Origin of the sequence: Streptomyces sp. TN58 (assembly GCF_001941845.1) — a bacterium.
Taxonomy (GTDB): domain Bacteria; phylum Actinomycetota; class Actinomycetes; order Streptomycetales; family Streptomycetaceae; genus Streptomyces.
The window spans coordinates 5666708-5687944 of record NZ_CP018870.1 but is presented as its reverse complement, the minus strand read 5'-3'; the positions used below and the strand labels follow the sequence as shown (position 1 = coordinate 5687944).

Genomic DNA, 21237 nt, shown 5'->3' with positions numbered 1-21237 from the left:
GCGGCGGCTGCCAGGGTGGGAGTCGAAAGGAGGCCCCCGTGATCTCTGCGCTCAACCGGCTGGTCGATCTCGTCGAGGAGCACCTCGCCGAGGAGCCCGACGTCCAGGGACTGGCAGGCGCGCTCGGTACCACCGAGTACCACCTGCGCCGGATGTTCTCGTCCCTGGCCGGCATGCCGCTGTCGGAGTACGTACGGCGGCGGCGCATGACCGTCGCCGCCGCCGACGTCGTACGCGGCGAGGCGGACCTGCTCAGCATCGCGGTCCGGCACGGATACGGGTCGGGCGAGGCGTTCGGGCGGGCGTTCCGGGCGGTGCACGGCGCCGGGCCCGGTGACGTGCGCCGCGACGGAGGCCCCTTGCGCACACAACCGCAGCTCAGGTTCCGCCTGACCGTCGAAGGGAGCGTCCCCATGGACACCCGCCTTGTCAACCGCCCCGCGTTCCGGCTGGTCGGACACGCCGTCCGGGTCCCGCTCGTCCACCAGGGCGTCAACCCGCACATCCAGGAGCACATCGCCGCACTGCCGCCGGAGGAGCACCTGCGGCTGAAGGCCCTGAGCGACACCGAACCGGGCGGCCTGCTCCAGGTCTCCGACGACGTCGATCCGGACGCGGCGGAAGGCAGCGAACTGACCTACCTGCACGGAGTCGCCCTCGACGGGGCGACTCCCGCCCCGGACGGCCTCGACGCCATCGAGGTGCCGGAGGGGATGTGGGCGGTCTTCCGTACCAGCGGACCTCATCCGCAGGCCCTGCAGACGACGTGGGCGGCGACCGCGACCGACTGGTTCCCCTCCAACCCGTGGCGCCTGCGCCCCGGCCCCTCGATCGTCGCCACCCTCGACCGCGCGGCGGACTTCAGCACCGCGACCTGCGAGCTGTGGCTGCCGGTCGAGCCCGCGTAGCGCACGGGTGCTGCGGATCACCGCCCGGGACGCCGGGCGGTGATCGGTGGTTCGGCGCGGAGCCGTCGCCTACCTTGGCGCGATGGCGGGTGTGCGCGTGCGGGAGATGGGTGGGGCCGACATCGAGGCCGTCTCGGCGATCCGGGTCCGGGGGTGGCAGGCGGCGTACGCCGGCGTCGTTCCCCAGGGATACCTGGACGCGATGACAGTCGGGGACGACGCCCGCCGCCGGCGGGAGTGTTCGCCCGGCCCGGGCGGGAGTCCAGGGACCTCGTGGCGGTCGGCGAGCGCGGTCCGGTGGGGTGGGTCTGCTTCGGGCCCGCCCGCGGCGAGGTACCGGGCGCGGCTCCCGGCGCGGGCCGGGCGGGTGAGGTGTACGCCCTGTACGTGGCGCCGGACCTCATCGGCACGGGCATCGGCCGCGGGCTCCTCGCCGAGGCGCACGCCGCGATGCGCGGCCAGGGCTTCGCGACATCGGCCTTGTGGGTCCTCCGGGACAACCGGCGCGCCCGGCGCTTCTACACGCGGGCCGGATACGCGGCCGACGGCGCGACACAGGACGACGTCTACGAGGACATCCACGAGGGCGTCCACCGCGACGTCACCCTGACCGAACTCCGCTACCTGCGGGAGCTGTGATCCGACCCGGCGGGGCACGCGCTCTCGCCAGAAACAAACAGGGGCGGCAGAATCAGGCTCCTCGCGAAGGCGCGGGGACGACGAGGGGACGGGCGGGCCGAGTGGCACTGGACACCAACACGGGCGGAACCGGAGCGAGTACGGAGGTGCCCGCGCTCGCCGGCGCGCCGCTGCTCGGATCGCTCCACGACCTGAAGACGGATTCCCTCGGCACCTTTCTGCGGGCCCAGCGGCTGCACGGGGACGTCGTACGGGTCTCGGCCGGGCCGCCCGGGGTGCGGGCCGACCTGTACTGCGTCTTCTCCCCCGAGGGCGTGCAGCAGGTGCTCGCCTCCGAGGCGGCCAACTTCCGCAAGGACAACGCCTTCTACCAGGAGATCCGGGAGTCCTTCGGCAACGGCCTGCTGACCAGTCAGGACGAGGACTACCTGCGCCAGCGCCGACTCGTGCAGCCGCTGTTCACACGGCGCCGGGTGGACGGGTACGCCGGGGCCGTCGCCGCCGAGACCGCTTCGGTGGTCACCGCCTGGGAGGAGGCCCCGGACGGCATCGTCGACGTGTCCGACGAGATGGCCCACCTCGCCCTGCGGGCGGTCGCCCGGATCCTCTTCGGCACCGACGTGGAAGCCACCGCCGACGTGGTGGCCCGCTGCTTCCCGGTCATCACCGACTACGTCCTGCGCCGCGGGTACTCCCCCGCCAACATCCCGCGCAGCTGGCCCACCCCGGGCAACAGGCGGGCGGCCGCCGCGCTGGCCGAGCTGTACGGGGTCTGCGACCGGATCATCGGGCAGCGGCGCCGGACAGGCGCCGAGGCGTCCCCTGACGGCGGCTCCGGGGAGGACCTGCTGACGCTGCTGGCCGCCGCCCGGAGCGCGGACGACAAGGAGTTCGACGCCGCCGAGCTCCGCGACCAGGTGCTGATCTTCCTGCTCGCCGGGCACGAGACGACCGCCACCTCCCTCTGCTTCGCGCTGCACCTGCTGGCCCGCCACCCCGAGCAGCAGGACCGGGCCCGCGAGGAGATCACCCGCGTCCTGGGCGGACGCCGGCCGGAGGCCTCCGACCTGGAGCGGCTCCCGTACCTCTCGCAGGTGCTCAAGGAGGCCATGCGGCTGTACCCGGCCGCGCCGGTCATCGGCCGCAAGGCCGTCGCCGCCACCCGGATCGGCGGGTACGCCATCCCCGGGGGCGCGGACGTGATCCTCGCGCCCTGGGTGACGCACCGCCGCCCTGAGCACTGGCCCGACCCGGAGCGCTTCGACCCGGACCGGTTCACCCCGGAGGCGGAGGCCGGGCGGCCGCGGTACGCGTGGCTCCCGTTCGGCGGCGGGCCGCGGGCCTGCATCGGGCAGCACTTCTCGATGCTGGAGTCGGTGATCGCGCTGGCGATGATCCTGCGGGCGTACTCGTTCGAGGCGGTGGACGCCGAGGTCCCGGTCGGCGCGGGGATCACCCTGCGGACCGAGGGCCCCGCGCGCTGCCGGGTCCGCCGCCTGGACGGCTGACAGCCCGCAGGAGGGAGGAGGCCACGAACGCCCCGGATGTTCCCCCCTCCCCCCGGATATTGGGGTGCGGGCCGGCCCGGGTGCGCAATAGGGTCGACGCCCGTGGAACCACTCACCGAGAAACAGATCCGCGCATCCTTCGTGAACTGCACCAAGGGGGAGGCGGCGCGCCTGCGCCTGCCCCTCGACTTCGCCGAACTGCCCTGGGAGGACCTGGACTTCCTGGGGTGGGTCGATCCGGGCGCGCCGCTGCGGGCGCATCTGGTGCTGCCGCGGGACGGGGGCCCGCTGGGGATCTCCCTGCGGGTGCCGTCCGTGGGCCGGACCAGCGCGGTGAAGTCCAGCCTGTGCCAGATCTGCCTGACGGGCCACGCCTCGTCCGGGGTGACGCTGCTGGCCGCTCCGCTGGCGGGCGCCCGCGGCCGCGAGGGCAACACGGTCGGCACGTACATCTGCGCGGACCTGGCCTGCTCCCTGTACGTGCGCGGCAAGCGGCAGCCGAAGCTGCGTGCCGGACGGCAGGAGGAGTCGCTGACGCTCGACGAGCGGCTGGCGCGCATGGAGGGCAACCTGAACGGCTTCGTGGGCCGTGTCACCGGAGTCACCGTGGCCTGACCCGCGCCGGACCGCCGGGCGTATCGGGGGCCGGCTCGGCGCAGGTCCCCGGCCCGGCTCAGATGCGGTCGGCCGCCGGTTTGTGGTTGCCCTGGAGGCGTTCGAGGTCGGAGGGGCGGACCTGGATGACGAACAGTGCGATCGCCGCCCCGACCAGGGTGAAGAGGGCGGCCACGACGAAGGCCGTGCTGATGCCCGAGGTCAGCACCTGGTCGCCCCAGGGCTTCGGGAGCTGGCCGGTGCGTTCGAAGAAGGCCCGCTGCACGGGCCCCGCCGTGGCGAGGAAGTCCGGCACCTGCTCCTTGGCCTCGTTGCGGCTGGCCGTGCCGAAGACGGTCACCAGGATCGACAGGCCGAGCGAGCCGCCCACCTGCTGCGTGGTGTTCAGCAGTCCGGATGCCGCCCCGGACTCCCGGTCGGGGACGTTGGACAGGGCCATCAGCGTCAGCGACACGAACTGCAGGCCCATGCCGAGGGCGAAGAACAGCATCGGCCCCAGGATGCTGCCCAGGTACGTGGAATGGACGTCGATCCGCGTCAGCCAGGCCAGCCCGACGGCCGAGGACAGTGCGCCGCAGACCATGAACGGTTTGGGCCCGAACTTCGGCAGCAGCTTCGCGGTGAGGCCCGCACCCACCGCGATCACCGCGCTGACCGGCAGGAAGGCGAGGCCGGCCTGGATGGGGCTGAAGCCGAGCACGTTCTGCACGAAGAGGGTGAGGAAGAAGAACATGCCGAAGATCGCGCAGGCGAGCATGAGCATGATCCCGTAGGTGCCGGCCCGGTTGCGGTCGGCGAACATGTGCAGCGGGGTGATGGGCTGCGGCGACCGCCGCTCGTTGAGGATGAAGAGGGTCAGCAGGACCACGGCCGCGCCGAAGGAGGCGAGCGTCACCGGGTCGCGCCAGCCCTCCTGGGAGGCCCGGATGAAGCCGTAGACGAGCGCGACCATGCCCACGGTGGACAGCAGCGCGCCCGCGAAGTCGAAGTGTCCGGGGTGGCGTTCGGACTCGCGCAGGACCTTCGCGGCCAGTACGGCGATGACGAGCGCGATGGGGACGTTGACGAAGAGGACCCAGCGCCAGTCCAGCCATTCGACGAGGATGCCGCCCGCGAGGAGCCCGATCGCGCCGCCCGCCGCCGAGACTCCGGCGAACACCCCGAACGCCCGGTTGCGGGCGGGGCCTTCCCGGAAGGTGGTGGTGATCAGGGCGAGTGCGGTCGGTGAGGCGATGGCGCCGCCGACGCCCTGCAGGGCGCGTGCGGCCATCAACTGGCCCTCGTTCTGGGAGAGCCCGCCGAGGAGTGAGGCCAGGCCGAAGAGCAGGACGCCGAAGACGAAGACACGTTTGCGGCCGAGGATGTCGCCGGTGCGGCCGCCGAGGAGCAGCAGGCCGCCGAAGGCGAGGGTGTAGGCGTTGACGACCCACGAGAGGCTTTCGGTCGAGAAGTCCAGGGCGCTCTGGATGTGCGGGAGCGCGATGTTCACGATCGTGATGTCGAGAACCACCATGAGTTGGCAGGACGCGATGACGAACAGGGCGAGTCCGCTGCCGCTTCCTCGGACCGAGCCGTCGGTCCGTTTGCTGCTCGGCGCTGCGTTCGGGTCCACCCTCCGACGCTAAGCCCGCCCTCCAGGCACCACCACTCGAACGGCCTAGTGGGGGTGACATTTCACATGTCACACTACGGCCATGGACGACTTCCTCAGGCTCTCCGCCAGCACGGCCCGATTCACCCACGGCGCCCCGCGCGCACTGTCCTTCGGGGACGACGGCAGGCTCCTCTGGTTCCTCCGCTCGACCGGCGCGACCGACGCCTTCGACAGCCTCTGGGTGCTCGACACCGCCACCGGAGAGGAGATCCGGCTTGCCGATCCCCGCGAGCTGTGCCCCGAGCCCGGCCCGCTCCCCACCGCCGAGCGCCGGCTGCGCGAACGCACCCGGCTCGTCGCCGCCGGGATCGGCTCCTACGCCCTCTCCGGCGACGGGCGCCGCGCCGCCTTCCCCCTGTACGGGCGGCTGTACGAGGTCACCGCGGACGGCGCCGGAAGCCTCCGCGAGATCCCAGCCGCCGGACCCGCGCTGGACCCGCGGCCCAACGCCGACGGCTCACGCACCGCCTATGTCGCCGACGACGCCCTGTACGTCGCCCCGGGCGGCCGGGTCAGCCCCGACGACGGAGCCCGCTGGGGCCTGGCCGAGTTCGCCGCCGCCGAGGAACTGGGACGCTCCCGGGGGCACTGGTGGTCCCCCGACGGCAACACGCTGCTCGCCGCCCGCGTCGACGAATCCGCCCTCCGGCGACGGTGGTTCGCCGACCCGGCCCACCCCGAGCTGCCGGCCGAGGACTTCGCCTACCCGGAGGCGGGCGGGCCCAACGCCGACGTCCAGCTGTGGGTGCTCCGCCCGGACGGGACCGGGACCCGGACCCGGATCGACTGGGACGCCGAAACCTACCCCTACGTCTCCGACGCGGGCTGGGAGTCGGCCGGGGAGATCCTGCTCACCGTCCAGGACCGGCTCCAGCGCACCGTCGTCCTGCTCTCCGCCGACCCCGCCACCGGCCGCACCCGGGAGGTGTCCCGCACCACGCACCCCCTCTGGGTGGACCCCGACGTCGGCGGCACCCCCTGCCGGCTCCCCGACGGGCGGACGCTGACCGTCACCGACACCCCCGGCGGCGGCGCGCGGGGCCTCGCCGTGGACGGCGTACCGCTCACCGGGGACGAGGTCCAGGTCCGCCGGGTGGCCGGGATCCACGAGGGCCGGCTGCTGATCGAGGCGGCCCTGCGGGACCCGGCCGAGCAGCAGGTGCTCCTGCTGGACACCACCACCGGGGAGACGGCCCCGCTCGCGGACGGGCCGGGCGTCCACAGCGTGACCGCTTCGGCCGGGTACCTGCTGCTGACCTCCGCCGGCGCCGACCGCGTGCGCCGCACCGTACGCACCCCCGACGGGCGGGAGTTGACGCCCGCCGACCTGTCCGAACCGCTGCCGTACCGGGTGGCCCCGGTCCTGGAGCGGGTCACCGAGCACGCCGTCCCCACCGCGCTCGTACTGCCCCGCGGGCACGTCCCCGGCCGCAGGCTGCCGGTCCTGATGGACAGCTACGGCGGCCCCGGCGCCCAGGACATCACCGCCGACCCGCGCCGCTGGCAGCACCGCCAGTGGTGGGCCGACCAGGGCTTCGCGGTGGTGACCGTCGACAACCGCGGCACCGCGTACGTCTCCCCCGCCCACACCCACGCCATGTACCGCGGCTTCTCCCAGGTCACCCTCGACGACCAGGTCGCGGCGCTGCACGCGCTGGCCGCCCGCCACGGCGACCTCGACCTCGGCCGGGTCGGCATCCGCGGCTGGTCGTACGGCGGCTACCTGTCGGCGATGGCGGTACTGCGCCGCCCCGACGTGTTCCACGCGGCGGCGGCCGGGGCCGCGCCGACCGACTTCCGGCAGTACGACACCGCGTACACGGAGCGGTACCTGGGCCTGCCGCAGGACCACCCGGACGTCTACGAACGGGACTCGCTGCTGCCCGACGCCCCGAAGCTGTCCCGCCCGCTGCTGCTGGTCACGGGCCTCGCCGACGACAACGTCCACCCCTCGCACACCCTGCGCCTGTCCCAGGCCCTGACGGACGCGGGCCGCCCCCACCAGCTGCTGGCCCTGCCGGGCGTCACCCACATGACGCCGAACGGCACCCGCGAGAAGATCATGGCGCTGGAGCTGGAGTTCTTCCGCCGCGAGCTCGGCCTGGCGTAGGGGTGTCCGCTCCTCCCCCTGACCACCCCTGCCGCCGGCGACACCGGGGGGTACAGCGGGTAACGGAGGGACCCGGGGCCGATTGTGTCGGCCCCGGGTCCCCTTCTTCCCGTGATCCCCGTCAGTCACCCGGGAAGTGACAGGCCACCTCGCGTGAGGCGGCGATCCGCAGCATCGGGCGCTCCGTCCGGCAGATCTCCTGCGCCTTGGGGCAGCGCGGGTGGAAGGTGCAGCCCGGGGGCGGGGCGGCCGGGCTCGGCGGGTCGCCGAGCAGCACGATCCGCTCCCGCCGCCGCTCCGCCGCCGGGTCGGGCAGCGGTACGGCGGACAACAGCGCCCGGGTGTAGGGGTGCTGGGGGTTCTCGTAGAGGGACGCCTTGTCCCCGATCTCGACGATCCGGCCGAGGTACATGACGGCGACCCGGTCGCTGACCCGTTTGACCACCGACAGGTCGTGCGCGATGAACACGTAGGCGAGGCCGAGTTCCGCGCGCAGCCGCTCCATCAGGTTGACGATCTGCGCCTGGACGGAGACGTCGAGCGCGGACACCGGTTCGTCGGCGACGATCAGGCGGGGGCTGGTGGCCAGGGAGCGGGCGATGCCGATGCGCTGGGCCTGGCCGCCGGAGAACTCGTGCGGGTAGCGGTCGATGTGTTCGGGGATCAGCCCGACGAGTTCCATGAGGTCGGCGGCCCGGCGCCGGGCGTCCCCCGCGCTCCAGCCCTGCACCAGCAGCGGCTCGGAGATGATCCGGGCGACGGTCTGGCGGGGGTTGAGCGAGGAGTGCGGGTCCTGGAAGACCATCTGGATGTTCCCCCGCAGCGGGCGCAGTGCCGCCTGGGAGAGCCGGCTGATGTCCTTGCCCTCGAAGGCGACCCGGCCCGAGGTGGGCTCCAGCAGCCGTACGAGCATGCGGCCGGTGGTGGACTTCCCGCAGCCCGACTCGCCGACCAGGCCGAGGGTACGGCCGGCGGCCAGGTCGAAGGAGACCCCGTCGACGGCGCGCACGGGCGCCCCCCGGCGCCCGGTCGCGGAGCGTCTGCCGGGGAAGGTCATGGTCAGGTCCTGTACGGACAGCAGCGGGGTCTCGGTCATCGGGCCGCCTCCTGGGCGGTGCGGGCTCCGGCGAAGTGGCAGGCCACGGAACGGCCGGCGCCGGCACCCGCGTCGCCGTCGCCGTACGCCGCGAGCTCGGGCCGCACGTCGGTGCAGCGGTCGGCGGCCAGCGGGCAGCGTGGGGCGAAGGCGCAGCCGGGGGCCGGTGCGCGGAGGGACGGCGGGGAGCCGGGGATGAAGGGGAGCGGTTCGTCGTCGGCGGTGTCCAGGCGGGGCAGCGAGTCGAGCAGCCCGCGGGTGTAGGGGTGGGCGGGGTCGGCGAACAGGTCGTCGACGGGGGCCTGTTCGGCGGCGCGGCCGCCGTACATGACCAGCACCTCGTGGGCGACGCGGGCGACGACGCCCAGGTCGTGGGTGATCATCACGACGCCGAGTCCGCGCTCCTGCTGGATCTTCGCGATGAGTTCCAGGATCTGCGCCTGCACGGTGACGTCGAGGGCGGTGGTCGGCTCGTCGGCGATCAGCAGGTCGGGTTCGCACGCCAGGGCCATGGCGATCATCGCGCGCTGGCGCATGCCTCCGGAGAACTGGTGCGGGTACTCGCCCGCCCGGCGGGCCGGCTCCGGGATGCCGACCTCGCCGAGCATGTCGACGGCGCGTCTGCGTGCGGCGGCCCGACCGGCCTTGAAGTGGACCCTGAAGTGTTCGGCGATCTGCTCGCCGACGGTGTAGTAGGGGTGCAGGCTGGAGAGGGGGTCCTGGAAGATCATGGCCATCCGGCGGCCGCGGACCTTGCCGAGCTCGCGTTCGGTCAGGCCGGTCAGCTCCCGTCCGGCGAGTGCGACGGTGCCGCCGACCTCGACGGCGCCGCGGTGCAGGCCCATGACGGCGAGCGAGGTGACGGACTTGCCGGAGCCGGACTCGCCGACGATGCCGAGGGTGCGTCCGGCCTCGACGGTGAAGCCGACGGAGTCGACGGCCCGGACGGTCCCGCGGGGGGTGGTGAAGGTGACGCGCAGGTCGCGTACTTCGAGGAGCGGAGCGGCGGTGGTGGTGGCCTCGGTCATCAGTACCTCACTCTCGGGTCGATGACGGCGTACAGGAGGTCGACGACGAGGTTGGCGGCGACGATGAAGAAGGCCGCGAGGAGGGTGACGCCGAGGACGACGGGCTGGTCGGAGTTGACCAGGGCGCCGTAGAAGAGCCGTCCGATGCCGGGGAGTCCGAAGATGGACTCGGTGATGACGGCCCCGGCAAGCAGCCCGCCGAGGTCGATGCCGAAGATGGTCAGGATCGGTGTCATCCCGGAGCGCAGGCCGTGTTTGACGACGACGGTCCGCTCGGGCATGCCCTTGGCGCGGGCGGTGCGGATGTAGGGCTCGGCCATCGCCTCGATCATCGAGCCGCGGCTCTGGCGCGCGTACATGGCGGCGTAGAGCAGCGCGAGCGCGGTCCAGGGCAGGAGCAGGTTGGAGGCCCAGCCGAGCGGGTTGTCGGTGAAGGGCTGGTAGGTGGGGTAGGGCAGCAGTCCGGCGATGCGGATGACGCCGTAGATGAGCATGACCGCAGTGAAGTAGACGGGCAGGGAGGCGGCGGCGACGGCGCCGACCATCAGGGCCTTGTCGGTGGCGGTGTCCTTGCGCAGGGCGGCGGTGACGCCGGCGCCGAGGCCGAGGATCAGCCACAGCACGGCGGCGCCGAGGGCGAGGGAGGCGGAGACCGGGAGGCGGTCCATGAGCAGGTCCCACACGGGCAGGGAGCTCTCGTACGAGTAGCCCAGGCAGGGGAAGTCGCAGGTGACGGCGTACTGGCCGGACCCGAGGGTGCGGCCGGTGAAGATGCCGGTCAGGAAGTCGGCGAACTGCCTCCACAGGGGCTGGTCGAGGCCCAGGTGTACGCGTACGTCGGCGAGCCGTTCGGCGCTGCAGGTCTTGCCGCAGGCGGCCGCGGCGGGGTCGGCGGGCAGGACGTAGAAGATGAGGAAGGTGACGGCCGCGATGGCGAGGAGCACCCCGGCGAGGGCGAGCAGCCGGCGGGCGAGGTAGACGATCACGTACGGCCGCCCCTCGGGTCGAGGATGTCGCGCAGGGCGTCGCCGAGCAGGGTGAAGGCGAGCACGGCGAGGAAGAGGAAGACGCTGGGGATGACGAAGTACATGGGGTCGGTCTCGTAGTAGGCGACGGACTCGGCGATCATCTGGCCCCAGGAGGGGGTGGGCGGGCGGACTCCGACGCCGAGGTAGCTGAGGGCGGCCTCGGTGCTGATCATTCCGGGGATGAGCAGGGTGGTGTAGGCGATGACCGGGCCCGCCACGCCCGGCAGGATCTCGCGGGTGAGGATCCGCCAGGGGCCGGCGCCGCCCACGCGGGCGGCGTCGACGTACTCGCGGTGTTTGAGGGAGAGGGTCTGGCCGCGGACGATGCGGGCGATGCCGGGCCAGCCGAAGACCCCGATGACGGCGGTCATCAGGACGAGCCGGTTGACGTCCTTGGCCACGGACAGCATCGCGATCATGAAGATGAGGGAGGGGAAGGACATGGTCAGGTCCATGAGCCGGGACAGGACCGTGTCGGTGCGGCCGCCGAAGTAGCCGGCGGCGATCCCGGCGGCCGTGCCGGCTGCGACGACGATGGCGGTGGCCGCGAAGGCGATCAGGAGGGAGACCTGCGCGCCGTGGACGACGCGGGCGAACAGGTCGCGTCCGGTGACGGGTTCCACGCCGAGCCAGTGCTCGGGGCTGATGCCGCCGAGGGGGCCGATCGGCTGGCCGCCGAGGTAGGGGTCGACGGCGCTCTTGTCGAACTCGTGCGGGGACCAGCCGCCGAGCGCGCCCAGCCAGGGCGCGGTGGCGGCCATCAGGACGAAGAGCAGGACGATGCCGGTGCTGACGCGGACGGCGGGGCGGCGGCGCAGTTCCCGCCGGGCGAGCTGCCAGGGGCTGCTGCCGGGCGCGCTGCCGCCGGGCGCCGCCGCGCGCCGGCCGTCCGTGGCGCTGCCGGGTGCTGTGGTGGTCATGGTGTCGGGGGCTCCGGGCCTCAGCCCTGGCTCTTCGAGGGGTCCTTGAGGCCGACCGTGGCGTAGTCGATGGTGCCGGTCCACACGGGGTGGCCGAACGCGCCCGCGATGTTCGTGCCGACGAGGAGCGGCTTGCGCTCCAGCAGGATCGGGACGTTGGGGGACTTGGCCATCAGGGTCGCGTCGAGGTCGATCCAGGCCTGGTTGGCCTGCTTGGCGTCGGCCATGGCGTTGATCTCGTCGATCCGCTTCATGACCTCCTCGTCGCGGAACTGGCTGTAGTTGCCCTGGTTGCCCTTGTCCTTGATGGTCCGTCCGTCGAAGACGAAGGGGATCCAAGTGGAGCCGGAGGGGTAGTCGGGGCACCAGCCGCTGAGGGTCATGTCGGGGGTGGTGGACAGGTCGCCGATGACGTCGTAGTAGGCGCCGGGGTCGACGGTGTCGATGACGACCTCGACGCCGACGCGGGCGAGGCCCTGCTGGATGGCCTCGGCCTTGGCCTTGTCGCCGGTGGAGACGGCGAGGGAGACCTTCAGGGTCTCCTTGCCGGCGGCCTTGAGGAGTTCCTTGGCCTTGGCCGGGTCGCCGGCCGGGGGGATCTTCAGGGTGTCGGCCTGCTTGCCGCCGGCGAGGGCGGGCGGCAGGTAGGCGGTGGCGATCTCGTTGAGGGCGGGTCCGCCGCCGGCGGTGACGACGGCCTCCTTGTCGACGGCGTACTGCATGGCCTCGCGGACCTTGGAGTCGTTGAAGGGGGCGCGCGAGTTGTTCAGGTGGAGCATCTCGGTGCAGCCCTGGGACTCGGCGAGCAGCCGGGCCTTGACGTCGGGCTTGGGCAGCACCTTGGGGGCGCTCTCGGGGCGCATGTCGGCGTACTGCACGGTGGAGGCGTCGGCGCCCTCGCCGGCGATGATCCGGTCGTCGATCTGGCCGCCCTTGAGGCCCATGACGACCACGAACTTGTCGGGGTAGGCCTTGCGGACGGTGTCGGTGGCCGGGTCCCAGTGCTCGTTGCGTACGAGGACCAGCTTCTTGTCGCGGTCGTACGACTCGATCTTGTACGGGCCGGAGGAGAACGGGCGGGCGTCGTACTGGGTGCCCTTCTCCTGGGACTGGGGCACGGGGGCGAAGGTCGGCAGGGTGGCGGTGGCGGAGAACTCCGCGACGGGGCGCTTGAGTTCGAAGACGATCGTACGGTCGTCGGGGGTCTTGACGGAGTCCAGGCGCTGTCCCTGGAGGGGGCCCTTGTAGCCCTCGGTGCCGGCCAGGTACTGGGCGGCGTAGTCGGGGCCGCCGGTGAGGTCGGGGGCGAAGGAGCGCTCGACGTTGTACTTGATGTCCTGGGCCTTGACCGGGGTGCCGTCCTCGTACTTCACGCCCTCCTTGAGGGTGAAGGTCCAGGTGCGGCCGCCGTTGGAGGGGGTGCCGAGGTCGGTGGCGAGGTCGGGGACCAGTTCGCTGCCGGCCTTGCCGGGCTCGGCCTTGAAGGTGACGAGCGTGCGGTAGAGCAGGCGGGTGCCGAAGTCCATCGTCGGCATGACCCAGTTGCGGGCGGGGTCGAGGTGCGCGAAGTCCTGGTTGGACAGGACGGTGAGGGTGCCGCCCTTGACCGGGGTGCCGCCGAGGATCTTGCCGTCGTTGGCGGCGGCCGGGTTCTCGGCCCCGGCGCCGCCGGTGGCGCCCTTCCCGGTGCCGGTGCAGCCCGAGGCGCCGAGTGCGAGTGCGGCCACCAGGGCGGTGGCGAGGGCGAGTTGGGTGCGCTTGGTCATGGGTCACTCCAGGGAGGGGCACGCTCTGCGGCGGTGCGGCCGCATGGCTCTACGGCTCTGCGATGTGACCGGTAACATAGTAATGTGAAATTGCACTGACAAGGGGTCGGAGCCGCCGTTACCCAGCCGTGTCCAAATCCCTTGCGTCCGGGCATGCTTGGGGCCGGACACCCGTGGGGTGCCCGGCGGCGGGAACAGGGGCCTGGGAGGCTAGCGGACCGCGCCGAGGCCGCCCGGGGGACGGCCGACCGGTTCGTCGCGGCCCTGGGCCCAGAGCGAGCGGACGTGGCCGAGGTGGCGCTGCATGCAGGCCTCCGCCGCCTTCGCGTCGCCGCTGATCATCAGGTCCAGCAGCTCCAGGTGCTCCTCGGCGGAGGAGACCAGCTTGCCGGCCTCGTCCAGGCCGGTCAGGCCGTACAGGCGGGACCGCTTGCGGAGGTCGCCGACCGTCTCCACCAGCCGCTCGTTGCCCGAGAGGCCCAGCAGCGTGAGGTGGAAGCGGCGGTCGGCCTCCAGGTAGCCGATGAGGTTGTGCTCACGGGCGCTGGTGACGATCTCCTCCGCGATCGGGCGCAGTTCCTCCAGCTGCCCGGCCGTGGCGGTCTGCGTGATCCGGCCGATGGTCGGCACCTCGATCATGGTGCGCAGCTCGGTGTACTGGTCGAGGTCGCGTTCGCTGACCTCGGTGATGCGGAAGCCCTTGTTGCGGACCGGCTCGACCAGGCCCTCCCGGGCGAGGTCGAGCATGGCCTCGCGCACCGGGGTGGCCGACACTCCGAGTTCGGCCGCGAGGCCGGGGGCGGAGTAGACGCTGCCGGGGCGCAGCTCTCCCGCTATCAGGGCGGCTCGGAGGGCGTGTCCGACCTGGTCGCGGAGTCGTTCCTGGGCCTTGATGAGACTGTGCTGCTTCAGGTCACCCATTGCGTTTCCTCCGAGACCCTTTTCACCTGCCGACGAGCAGAGCAACAGCGTACAATGTCACGTTGCGCTACTCATATCTCAGCGGGCGGCCTCGTACAGCGCGACCGCCACGGCAAGATCTTCCCAGGCCATGCCCACACTCTTGAAGAGCTGTGGACAACCCCGCTCCCCTGCCCCCGGCAGCCGCCCGGCCACCAGGTCCGCGAGGGTGCCCGTGATGTGGCCCGGCCCGATGGCCCCCTCCGCCTCCGGGACGAGCAGGTCACCGGCTTCCCGCAGGGCCGCCGCCCGCGATTCCACGTACACCGCCGCGCGTCGCACGAGGGCGGTGTCGGTCTCCCGGGCGGTCGGCTCGTGCGATCCGACGGCGACGACCACCGCGCCGGGGCGCACCAGCCGTCCGTCGAAGAGCGGTTCGCGGGCCGTGGTGCAGCAGACGACCAGGTCGGCGTCGGCCACGTCGTGCGGGGCGCCGGTCCGGGCGGCCGGACCCAGGGTGCGGGCGTACGCGGCGAGGCGTTCGGCGCGCTCGCCGTCGCGGGCGACCACCACGACGTCGGCCAGCTCCCGCTCCGCCAGCACCGCGTCCAGGTGCCCGTACGCCTGCGGTCCGGACCCGAAGAGCACCAGCCGCAGCGGCCGTCCGGCCGGCGCCAGGTGGCGCAGCGCCAAGGCGGAGACCGCCGGTGTGCGCAGGGTCGTCAGGGCCGCGCCGTCCATCCGGGCCACCGGGCGCAGAGTGGGCCCGTCCAGCAGGAGGTAGGAGCCGGTGATGCGCGGCAGGCCGCGGGCCGGGTTCCCGGGCGCGACCCCGGCGATCTTCACCCCGGCGTACGCGCCCGACGCGGCCGGCATCAGCAGCAGTTCGCCGCCGCCGGGTACGGCGATCGCGGAGCGCGGGGGGCAGTCCTCCGGGTCGAGACCGCCGCGCAGGGCGGCGGCCAGGGCGTCGGCGGCCTCGGCCGGACGGAGCAGGGCCGCCATCGCCGCGGCGTCGAGCCGCGGTGTCCCCTTCACAGCTGGAACCCGGTGCCGAGGGCGTCGTACGGGTCCACGGCGAAGGCGTGTTCGCCGGTGCGGTAGGCCGTGCCGGTGACCTCGGTGACCCCGCCGTCCAGCATCCGGCCGGTGAAGACGGTACCGGTGACCGACTCGCTCAGCAGGTCCTCGCCGGGGCCGAGCCGGCCGTCCTCGGCGAGCAGCGCGAGCCGCGTCGAGGTGCCGGAGCCGCAGGGCGAGCGGTCGACCTGCCCGTCCGCGAAGACGGTGACGTTGCGCTGGTGCGGTCCGAACGGGGTGTCGGGCAGCTCCTCGTGGAGGATGACCCCGTACACCCCGGACAGCAGCGGGCCGCCGGGGTGCCAGGTGGCGGGATGCGTGGCGAGGGCGGCCCGGACCTCCTGTCCGGCGCGCACCAGCGCGGGCAGCGCCGCGCGCGAGACCTCCAGGCCGAGGTCGCGTGCCCGGACGGAGGCGTAGCAGGCGCCGGCGTGCGCGATGTCGGCCTCGGCCAGCCCGAGGGTGGTGGCCACGGGGACCTTGCGGGCGCCCACCCGGGCCGGGACGTTGCGGAAGGTGACCCCGGTGGTGCGGCCGCCGCCGCGGTGGACGGTGGCGGTGACCCGCCCCGACGGTACGTCGATGCGCACCGGGACGTCCCCGTCGGCCGGGGCGGCGACCCGGCCGCTGTCCACGGCCCAGGCCCCGAGGGCCATGGTGCCGTGGCCACAGGCCGTGGAGTAGCCGTCCTTGTGCCAGAACAGCACACCGAAGTGGGCCCCGTCGTCGTCGGCGGGGACCACGAACCCGCCGTACATTCCGGCGTGTCCGCGCGGCTCCTGCACGAGCATGCGCCGTACGTCGTCCAGCGCGCCCCGGCGCGGCGCGGTCCCCGACCCGCCCGGCCCGACGGCGGTGGCGCAGCGCTCGGCGACGGTGTCGCCGGGAACGGGCGGCATGCCCTCGGCGGCGGTGTCGACGATGCGGAAGGGCTCGCCGGCGGTGTGGTAGTCCACCGTTCGGACGGTCGTCACAGGAGGAAGCCTCCGGGGAAGGGGTCGGACGGGTCGAGGAAGTACTGGGCGGTGCCGGTGATCCAGGCCCGTCCGGTGACGGTGGGGACCACGGCGGGCAGCCCGCCGACGGTGGTCCGCGCGACCAGCCGTCCGGTGAACTCGGTGCCGATGAACGACTCGTTCGTGAAGTCGGTGTCGAGACCGAGAAGGCCGCGGGCGTGCAGCTGGGCCATCCGCGCACTGGTGCCCGTACCGCAGGGCGAGCGGTCGAACCAGCCGGGGTGGATGGCCATGGCGTGCCGGGAGCGGCGGGCGTCGGATCCGGGCGCGGCGAGGTAGACGTGCTTGACCCCGGCGATGGAGGGGTTCTCGGGGTGGACGGGGCGGTCGGGTCCGGTGTTGATCGCGTCCATCAGCGCGAGCCCGGCGGCGAGCAGGTCGTCCTTGCGGGCACGGTCGAAGGGCAGGCCGAGGGCGTCGAGTTCGACGAAGGCGTAGAAGTTGCCGCCGTAGGCGAGGTCGTAGGTGACCGTGCCGTGGCCGGGGACGTCGGCCTTGAGGTCGAGGCCGACGCTGAAGGAGGGGACGTTGGTGAGGGTGACGGCGGTGGCCGCGCCGTCCTCCACCCGCACGTCGACGCTGACCAGCCCGGCCGGGGTGTCGAGCCGGACGGTGGTGACCGGCTCGACGACGGGCACCATGCCGGTCTCGACCAGGACGGTGGCCACTCCGATGGTGCCGTGCCCGCACATGGGCAGCAGGCCCGACACCTCGATGTAGAGCACGCCGTAGTCGGCGTCCGGGCGGGTCGGGGGCTGCAGGATGGCGCCGCTCATCGCGGAGTGCCCGCGCGGCTCGTACATGAGCAGGGTCCGCAGGTGGTCCATGTGCTCGATGAAGTGGAGCCGCTTGTCGGCCATGGTGGCGCCGGGGATGACCCCGACTCCTCCGGTGACGACCCGGGTCGGCATTCCCTCGGTGTGCGAGTCCACCGCGTGGTAGACGTGGCGTGTGCGCATCAGGCGTCCCCTCCGGCTGGTTAGTTGAGGCCCTCGGCGAGGGCCTTCTCGGTGGCCGCGCGGACGGCGGCCTCGGTCTCGCCGGTCAGCGGGAAGCGCGGCGGGCGGGTGGCTCCGCCGGGGCGGCCCGCCAGGTCCATGGAGAGCTTGATGGCCTGGACGAACTCGGTCTTGGAGTCCCAGCGCAGCAGGGAGTGCAGGGACTTGTAGAGCGGCAGGGCGGTGTCGAGGTCCCCGGCGACGGCGGCCCGGTAGAGGGTGGCGCAGGAGCGCGGGAGGGCGTTGGGGTAGCCGGCGATCCAGCCGACGGCGCCGGCGAGGGCGAGTTCGAGGAGGACGTCGTCGGCGCCGATGAGCAGGTCCAGGCCCGGGGCGAGCTCGGCGATCTCGTAGGCGCGGCGCACGTCTCCGCTGAACTCCTTGACGGCGACGATGGACCCGTCGGCGTGCAGCCGGGCGAGCAGGGACGGGACGAGGTCCACCTTGGTGTCGATGGGGTTGTTGTACGCGACGACGGGCAGCCCGGCGCGGGCGACCTCGGCGTAGTGGGCGCGTACGGTCTCCTCGTCCGCGCGGAAGGCGTTGGGCGGCAGCAGGAGTACGGAGCCGGCGCCGGCCTCGGCGGCCTGGTCGGCCCAGCGGCGGGCCTCGGCGCTGCCGTAGGCGGCGACGCCCGGCATGACCCGGGCTCCGTCGCCGGCGGCCTCGACGGCGGTACGGACGACGCGGGCGCGCTCCTCGTCGGTGAGGGTCTGGTACTCCCCGAGGGAGCCGTTGGGGACCACGCCGTCGCAGCCGTTGGCGATCAGCCAGGCCACGTGCTCGGCGTAGGCGTCGTGGTCGACGGAGAGGTCCTCGCGCAGGGGGAGCGCGGTGGCGACCATGATTCCGTGCCAGGGGCGGGTGCGGGGCGCGGGGGTGTGCGCGTCGGTCATGTGAGGCTCCCTAGTGTGGTGTGTGACATTTTACTAGTGGGTGTGGTGCGGCCACAAGGGCCGCACCCCCCGGATCAGCGGTCGGTGGCGGGAAGTTCGGCGAGATGGCCCAGCGGGACCGGGCAGGAGAAGGGCCGCCGGTCCGCCGCGGGCTCCTGCCCGGCGAGGGCGGCGACGGCCGGTCCGCACATGCGGCCCTGGCACCAGCCCATGCCGGCCCGGGTGAGGAGCTTGACCGTACGGGCGTCCCGCGCCCCCAGGTCGCCGGCCGCCTCGCGGATCCGGCCGGCCGGGACCTCCTCGCAGCGGCAGACGACGGCGTCGTCCCGCAGCCAGCCGGTCCAGCCCTCGCCCGGACGATGGGCGGCGGCCATGGCGCCGGCGAAGGCGCGCAGCCGGGCGCGGCGGCGGGCGAGGCGTTCCACGCGCGCCTCCCGCGGGGCGCCCTGGCCCGGGTGCAGCGCGTCCGCGACGGAGTGCGCGGCCAGTTCGCCCTCGGTCAGGGCCAGTTGGGCCCCGCCGATGCCGCCGGTCTCACCCGCGGACCAGATGCCGGGGACCGAGGTGCGCTGTTCGGCGTCCACCTCCAGGGCCACGGTGCCGTCGGGGGACGGCCGGGTGGCGCAGCCGAGACCTGTGGCGAGTTCGAGCTGGGGCACGAGGCCGTGGCCGACGGCGAGCGCGTCGCAGGGGATCCGGCGGGCGGTGCCGGGCAGCGGCCGCCAGTCTCGGTCGAGCCGGGCCACGGTGACGGCCTCGATCCGGCCGGTGCCGTGGGCCTCGGTGACGGCGTGCCGGGTGAGCAGCCGGACGTGGTGCCGGGCCAGCGCCCCGCCGTAGCCGGCGGCCTCGACGAGCTTTGCGGGGTTGCGCAGCAGGGTGGGCAGCCGGCCGGCGTACGCGGTGTAGGCGGCGGCCTCCACCACGGCGGGCACGGTGGCTCCGGCGGCGGCGAGGGAGCCGGCGACCGCCAGCAGCAGCGGACCGCTCCCGGCGACGACCACGCGCTTGCCGGGCAGGACCAGACCGCCCTTGAGCATGGCCTGCGCGCCGCCCGCCCCCACCACGCCGGGCAGGGTCCAGCCGGGGAAGGGGAGTTGGCGCTCGTAGGCGCCGGTGGCGATGAGCACGGCGCGCGCGGTGACGGCGGCGGCCCGCTCCTGGGGGGCATGGCCGGCGACGGCGTGCAGGGTCCAGCCACCCTCCCCCGGCACCACCGTCCAGACGTGGTGCAGCGGCAGGTGGGTGATCCGGCCGGCCGACTCGTGTGCGCGCAGGGCGGCCTCGCGGGTCGCGAACTCGGCCCAGCCGTGGTGCAGGGCCTCGGGGCGGGCCGCTCCCAGCCCCGGGGCGGGGTGGCGGTAGAACTGCCCGCCGGGTCGGTCGCCCGCGTCGAGGAGGGCGACCCGCAGCCCCCGCCCGGCGGCGGTGACGGCGGCGGCCAGACCGGCCGGCCCGGCCCCGACGACGGCCAGGTCCACCGGCTCGGCGGGCGGCGCGGGCGGGGTTCGAGGGGCCGGGTCCGCCGGCTCGGAGGAGGGCACGGCGGGGTCAGACGGTGAGGTCGGCACGGCCGGTTCCCTCCTGGGTGGTGACGGCGTCCCCCGGGCGGGCGGGGACCAGGCACGCCCGCTGGTTCGGCCGGCCGTTGACGGTGACGAGGCAGTCGTAGCAGCTGCCGATCCCGCAGAAGGCGCCGCGCGGGGCGCCGCCCTCGCGGGTGGTGCGCCAGGCGAGGATCCCGGCGGCCCACAGCACGGCGGCGATGCTCTGGCCGTCCTGCGCGGGCAGTTCACGGCCGTCGAAGGTGATCTCGTACGCGGCCTCCGGGCTGCCGCCGACCAGCGAGCGGGGGCTGCGCATCAGGGGTGCTCCTCGGGGGTGTCGGCGGGGGCCGGGCCGCTGCCGAAGCGGTCCGGGCGGAACGGGTGGGCCGGCAGCGGCGGTTCGGCTCCGGTCAGGGCGGCCGCGACCAGCAGTCCCGTGGCGGGGGCGAGGCCGATGCCCGCGCCCTCGTGGCCGCAGGCGTGCAGCAGTCCGGGACGGCGGGGGTCCGGGCCGATCGCGGGGAGGTGGTCGGGCAGGTAGGGGCGGAAGCCGTGGTAGGTGCGCAGGACCCGTACGCCGGCCAGCACGGGGAAGAGGGCCGCCGCCTGCGAGGCCAGCCGGCGCAGCGCCTGGGTCGACAGGCTCCGGTCGAAGCCGACCCGCTCACGGGTGGCGCCGATGAGGACCGGTCCGGCAGGGGTGCCCTCGACCACGGCGGAGGACTGCAGGGCGGCGGAGCCGCTGGCGACGTCCGCGATGTAGTCGGCGGCGTAGACCTTGTGCCGGACCACCCGCGGCAGCGGCTCGGTCACCAGGACGAAGCCCCGGCGCGGCAGCACCGGCAGGTCGGTGCCGGCCAGCCGGGCGACGTGCCCGCCCCAGGTACCCGCCGCGTTCACCACGGCCGGGGCCAGGAGTTCGCGGCGCGGGGTGCGGACCCCCCGTACGGCGCCCCGGTCCAGCAGCACCTCCACCACCTCCTCCCCCAGGTGCACCTCGGCGCCGGACGCGGCCAGCAGCCGGGCGGCCGCCTGCGCCGGCTGGACCTGCGCGTCCTGGGGGTAGTGGAAGCCTCCGGCGAGGCCCGGGGCCAGGTGCGGCTCCAGGTCGTGCAGGGCGTGCGCCGGCACCTCGACCGCGTCGACGCCGGCGGCGCGCTGCCCCTCGGCGAAGGTCCGCAGGGCCTTCACCGTGGCCTCGTCCGGGGCGACGACGAGCCCGCCCTTGGCCTCGTACTCGACCTCCCGCGGGAGGACGGCGGCGAGTTCGGTCCACAGCCGGGTGGTCAGCAGGGCGAGGTCCAGCTCCGGGCCCGCCTCCTTGTCGGAGACGAGCAGGTTGCCTTCGCCGGCGCCGGTGGTGCCGCCCGCGACGGGCCCGCGGTCGACCACGGCCACGGAGAGTCCGGCGCGGGCCGCGTAGTAGGCGCAGGCCGCTCCGACGACGCCGGCGCCGACGATCACGGCGTCCAGGGAGTGTCTCTTGAGCACGACAGTAATATGTCACATTCTTTAGTGGCTGCCCAGA

General features: G+C 73.7%; 19 protein-coding genes. 5 read left to right on the top strand and 14 right to left on the bottom strand.

Annotation, left to right across the window (positions count from 1 at the left end; genetic code table 11):
- Positions 1 to 38: 38 nt before the first annotated feature.
- The 4 genes from BSL84_RS25890 to BSL84_RS25875 all read left to right on the top strand — a co-directional run bounded on the left by BSL84_RS25890 (position 39) and on the right by BSL84_RS25875 (position 3670).
- Complete coding sequence (locus BSL84_RS25890) at positions 39 to 908, top strand: AraC family transcriptional regulator (protein WP_075971215.1); 870 nt, start codon at positions 39 to 41, stop codon at positions 906 to 908.
- Between the two features lie 273 nt (positions 909 to 1181).
- Entirely contained in the window at positions 1182 to 1547 is a 366-nt protein-coding gene (locus BSL84_RS25885) for a GNAT family N-acetyltransferase (RefSeq protein ID WP_324616548.1), read from the top strand.
- Between the two features lie 101 nt (positions 1548 to 1648).
- Positions 1649 to 3055 carry a cytochrome P450 gene (locus BSL84_RS25880; RefSeq protein ID WP_045322338.1) on the top strand — a complete coding sequence of 469 codons (1407 nt, stop codon included), beginning with the start codon at positions 1649 to 1651 and terminating at the stop codon, positions 3053 to 3055.
- Positions 3056 to 3157: 102 nt separating this feature from the next.
- The gene (locus tag BSL84_RS25875; RefSeq protein WP_045322337.1) at positions 3158 to 3670 is read left to right on the top strand and encodes an FBP domain-containing protein; all 513 of its coding nucleotides are present in this window, start codon (positions 3158 to 3160) and stop codon (positions 3668 to 3670) included.
- A gap of 58 nt (positions 3671 to 3728) precedes the next feature.
- Here BSL84_RS25875 and BSL84_RS25870 read toward each other — a convergent pair whose 3' ends face one another.
- Positions 3729 to 5282 (bottom strand): MFS transporter, encoded by a 1554-nt coding sequence (locus BSL84_RS25870; protein ID WP_045322336.1) that lies wholly within the window; start codon positions 5280 to 5282, stop codon positions 3729 to 3731.
- 82 nt (positions 5283 to 5364) lie between these two features.
- Here BSL84_RS25870 and BSL84_RS25865 point away from each other — a divergent pair, with 82 nt between their 5' ends.
- Complete coding sequence (locus BSL84_RS25865; RefSeq protein WP_075971214.1) at positions 5365 to 7434, top strand: S9 family peptidase; 2070 nt, start codon at positions 5365 to 5367, stop codon at positions 7432 to 7434.
- Positions 7435 to 7555: 121 nt separating this feature from the next.
- On the opposite strand, the gene BSL84_RS25860 is transcribed toward BSL84_RS25865, so the two are convergent.
- From BSL84_RS25860 to BSL84_RS25800, 13 genes are all read right to left on the bottom strand, one after another.
- Complete coding sequence (locus BSL84_RS25860; RefSeq protein ID WP_075971213.1) at positions 7556 to 8530, bottom strand: ABC transporter ATP-binding protein; 975 nt, start codon at positions 8528 to 8530, stop codon at positions 7556 to 7558.
- Positions 8527 to 9558 (bottom strand): ABC transporter ATP-binding protein, encoded by a 1032-nt coding sequence (locus tag BSL84_RS25855; protein ID WP_045322333.1) that lies wholly within the window; start codon positions 9556 to 9558, stop codon positions 8527 to 8529. The genes BSL84_RS25860 and BSL84_RS25855 overlap by 4 nt, the downstream gene beginning before the upstream one ends.
- Entirely contained in the window at positions 9558 to 10544 is a 987-nt protein-coding gene (locus tag BSL84_RS25850) for an ABC transporter permease (protein ID WP_045322332.1), read from the bottom strand. Before BSL84_RS25850 ends, BSL84_RS25855 begins: the two co-directional genes overlap by 1 nt.
- On the bottom strand, positions 10541 to 11506 hold the full coding sequence (locus tag BSL84_RS25845) for an ABC transporter permease (protein ID WP_045322331.1): 966 nt from the start codon (positions 11504 to 11506) through the stop codon (positions 10541 to 10543). The genes BSL84_RS25850 and BSL84_RS25845 overlap by 4 nt, the downstream gene beginning before the upstream one ends.
- A gap of 20 nt (positions 11507 to 11526) precedes the next feature.
- The gene (locus tag BSL84_RS25840) at positions 11527 to 13272 is read right to left on the bottom strand and encodes an ABC transporter substrate-binding protein (RefSeq protein WP_045322330.1); all 1746 of its coding nucleotides are present in this window, start codon (positions 13270 to 13272) and stop codon (positions 11527 to 11529) included.
- Between the two features lie 210 nt (positions 13273 to 13482).
- A complete protein-coding gene (locus tag BSL84_RS25835) occupies positions 13483 to 14193 on the bottom strand; it encodes a GntR family transcriptional regulator (protein ID WP_030028945.1) in 711 nt (236 codons plus the stop codon).
- Between the two features lie 78 nt (positions 14194 to 14271).
- Positions 14272 to 15177 (bottom strand): ornithine cyclodeaminase family protein, encoded by a 906-nt coding sequence (locus tag BSL84_RS25830; protein ID WP_030028944.1) that lies wholly within the window; start codon positions 15175 to 15177, stop codon positions 14272 to 14274.
- Positions 15178 to 15206: 29 nt separating this feature from the next.
- Positions 15207 to 16226: a proline racemase family protein gene (locus BSL84_RS25825; RefSeq protein WP_075971212.1), complete on the bottom strand. Its 1020-nt coding sequence runs from the start codon at positions 16224 to 16226 to the stop codon at positions 15207 to 15209.
- Positions 16223 to 17227 (bottom strand): proline racemase family protein, encoded by a 1005-nt coding sequence (locus tag BSL84_RS25820; protein WP_030028942.1) that lies wholly within the window; start codon positions 17225 to 17227, stop codon positions 16223 to 16225. The genes BSL84_RS25825 and BSL84_RS25820 overlap by 4 nt, the downstream gene beginning before the upstream one ends.
- Positions 17228 to 17247: 20 nt before the next feature.
- A complete protein-coding gene (locus BSL84_RS25815; RefSeq protein WP_030028941.1) occupies positions 17248 to 18162 on the bottom strand; it encodes a dihydrodipicolinate synthase family protein in 915 nt (304 codons plus the stop codon).
- Positions 18163 to 18236: 74 nt separating this feature from the next.
- The gene (locus BSL84_RS25810) at positions 18237 to 19733 is read right to left on the bottom strand and encodes an NAD(P)/FAD-dependent oxidoreductase (protein WP_199816167.1); all 1497 of its coding nucleotides are present in this window, start codon (positions 19731 to 19733) and stop codon (positions 18237 to 18239) included.
- Positions 19714 to 20025, bottom strand: a complete 312-nt coding sequence (locus BSL84_RS25805; RefSeq protein ID WP_078849012.1) for a (2Fe-2S)-binding protein — start codon at positions 20023 to 20025, stop codon at positions 19714 to 19716. The genes BSL84_RS25810 and BSL84_RS25805 overlap by 20 nt, the downstream gene beginning before the upstream one ends.
- A complete protein-coding gene (locus tag BSL84_RS25800; protein ID WP_075971211.1) occupies positions 20025 to 21200 on the bottom strand; it encodes an NAD(P)/FAD-dependent oxidoreductase in 1176 nt (391 codons plus the stop codon). Before BSL84_RS25800 ends, BSL84_RS25805 begins: the two co-directional genes overlap by 1 nt.
- Positions 21201 to 21237 lie beyond the last annotated feature (37 nt).

Excerpts from the sequence above, each read along its gene's own strand:
- BSL84_RS25865 (WP_075971214.1), top strand. The coding sequence starts at position 5,365 with ATGGACGACTTCCTCAGGCTCTCCGCCAGCACGGCCCGATTCACCCAC.
- BSL84_RS25860 (WP_075971213.1), bottom strand. The coding sequence starts at position 8,530 with ATGACCGAGACCCCGCTGCTGTCCGTACAGGACCTGACCATGACCTTC.
- BSL84_RS25855 (WP_045322333.1), bottom strand. The coding sequence starts at position 9,558 with ATGACCGAGGCCACCACCACCGCCGCTCCGCTCCTCGAAGTACGCGAC.
- BSL84_RS25845 (WP_045322331.1), bottom strand. The coding sequence starts at position 11,506 with ATGACCACCACAGCACCCGGCAGCGCCACGGACGGCCGGCGCGCGGCG.
- BSL84_RS25840 (WP_045322330.1), bottom strand. The coding sequence starts at position 13,272 with ATGACCAAGCGCACCCAACTCGCCCTCGCCACCGCCCTGGTGGCCGCA.
- BSL84_RS25835 (WP_030028945.1), bottom strand. The coding sequence starts at position 14,193 with ATGGGTGACCTGAAGCAGCACAGTCTCATCAAGGCCCAGGAACGACTC.
- BSL84_RS25830 (WP_030028944.1), bottom strand. The coding sequence starts at position 15,177 with ATGGCGGCCCTGCTCCGTCCGGCCGAGGCCGCCGACGCCCTGGCCGCC.
- BSL84_RS25820 (WP_030028942.1), bottom strand. The coding sequence starts at position 17,227 with ATGCGCACACGCCACGTCTACCACGCGGTGGACTCGCACACCGAGGGA.
- BSL84_RS25815 (WP_030028941.1), bottom strand. The coding sequence starts at position 18,162 with ATGACCGACGCGCACACCCCCGCGCCCCGCACCCGCCCCTGGCACGGA.
- BSL84_RS25805 (WP_078849012.1), bottom strand. The coding sequence starts at position 20,025 with ATGCGCAGCCCCCGCTCGCTGGTCGGCGGCAGCCCGGAGGCCGCGTAC.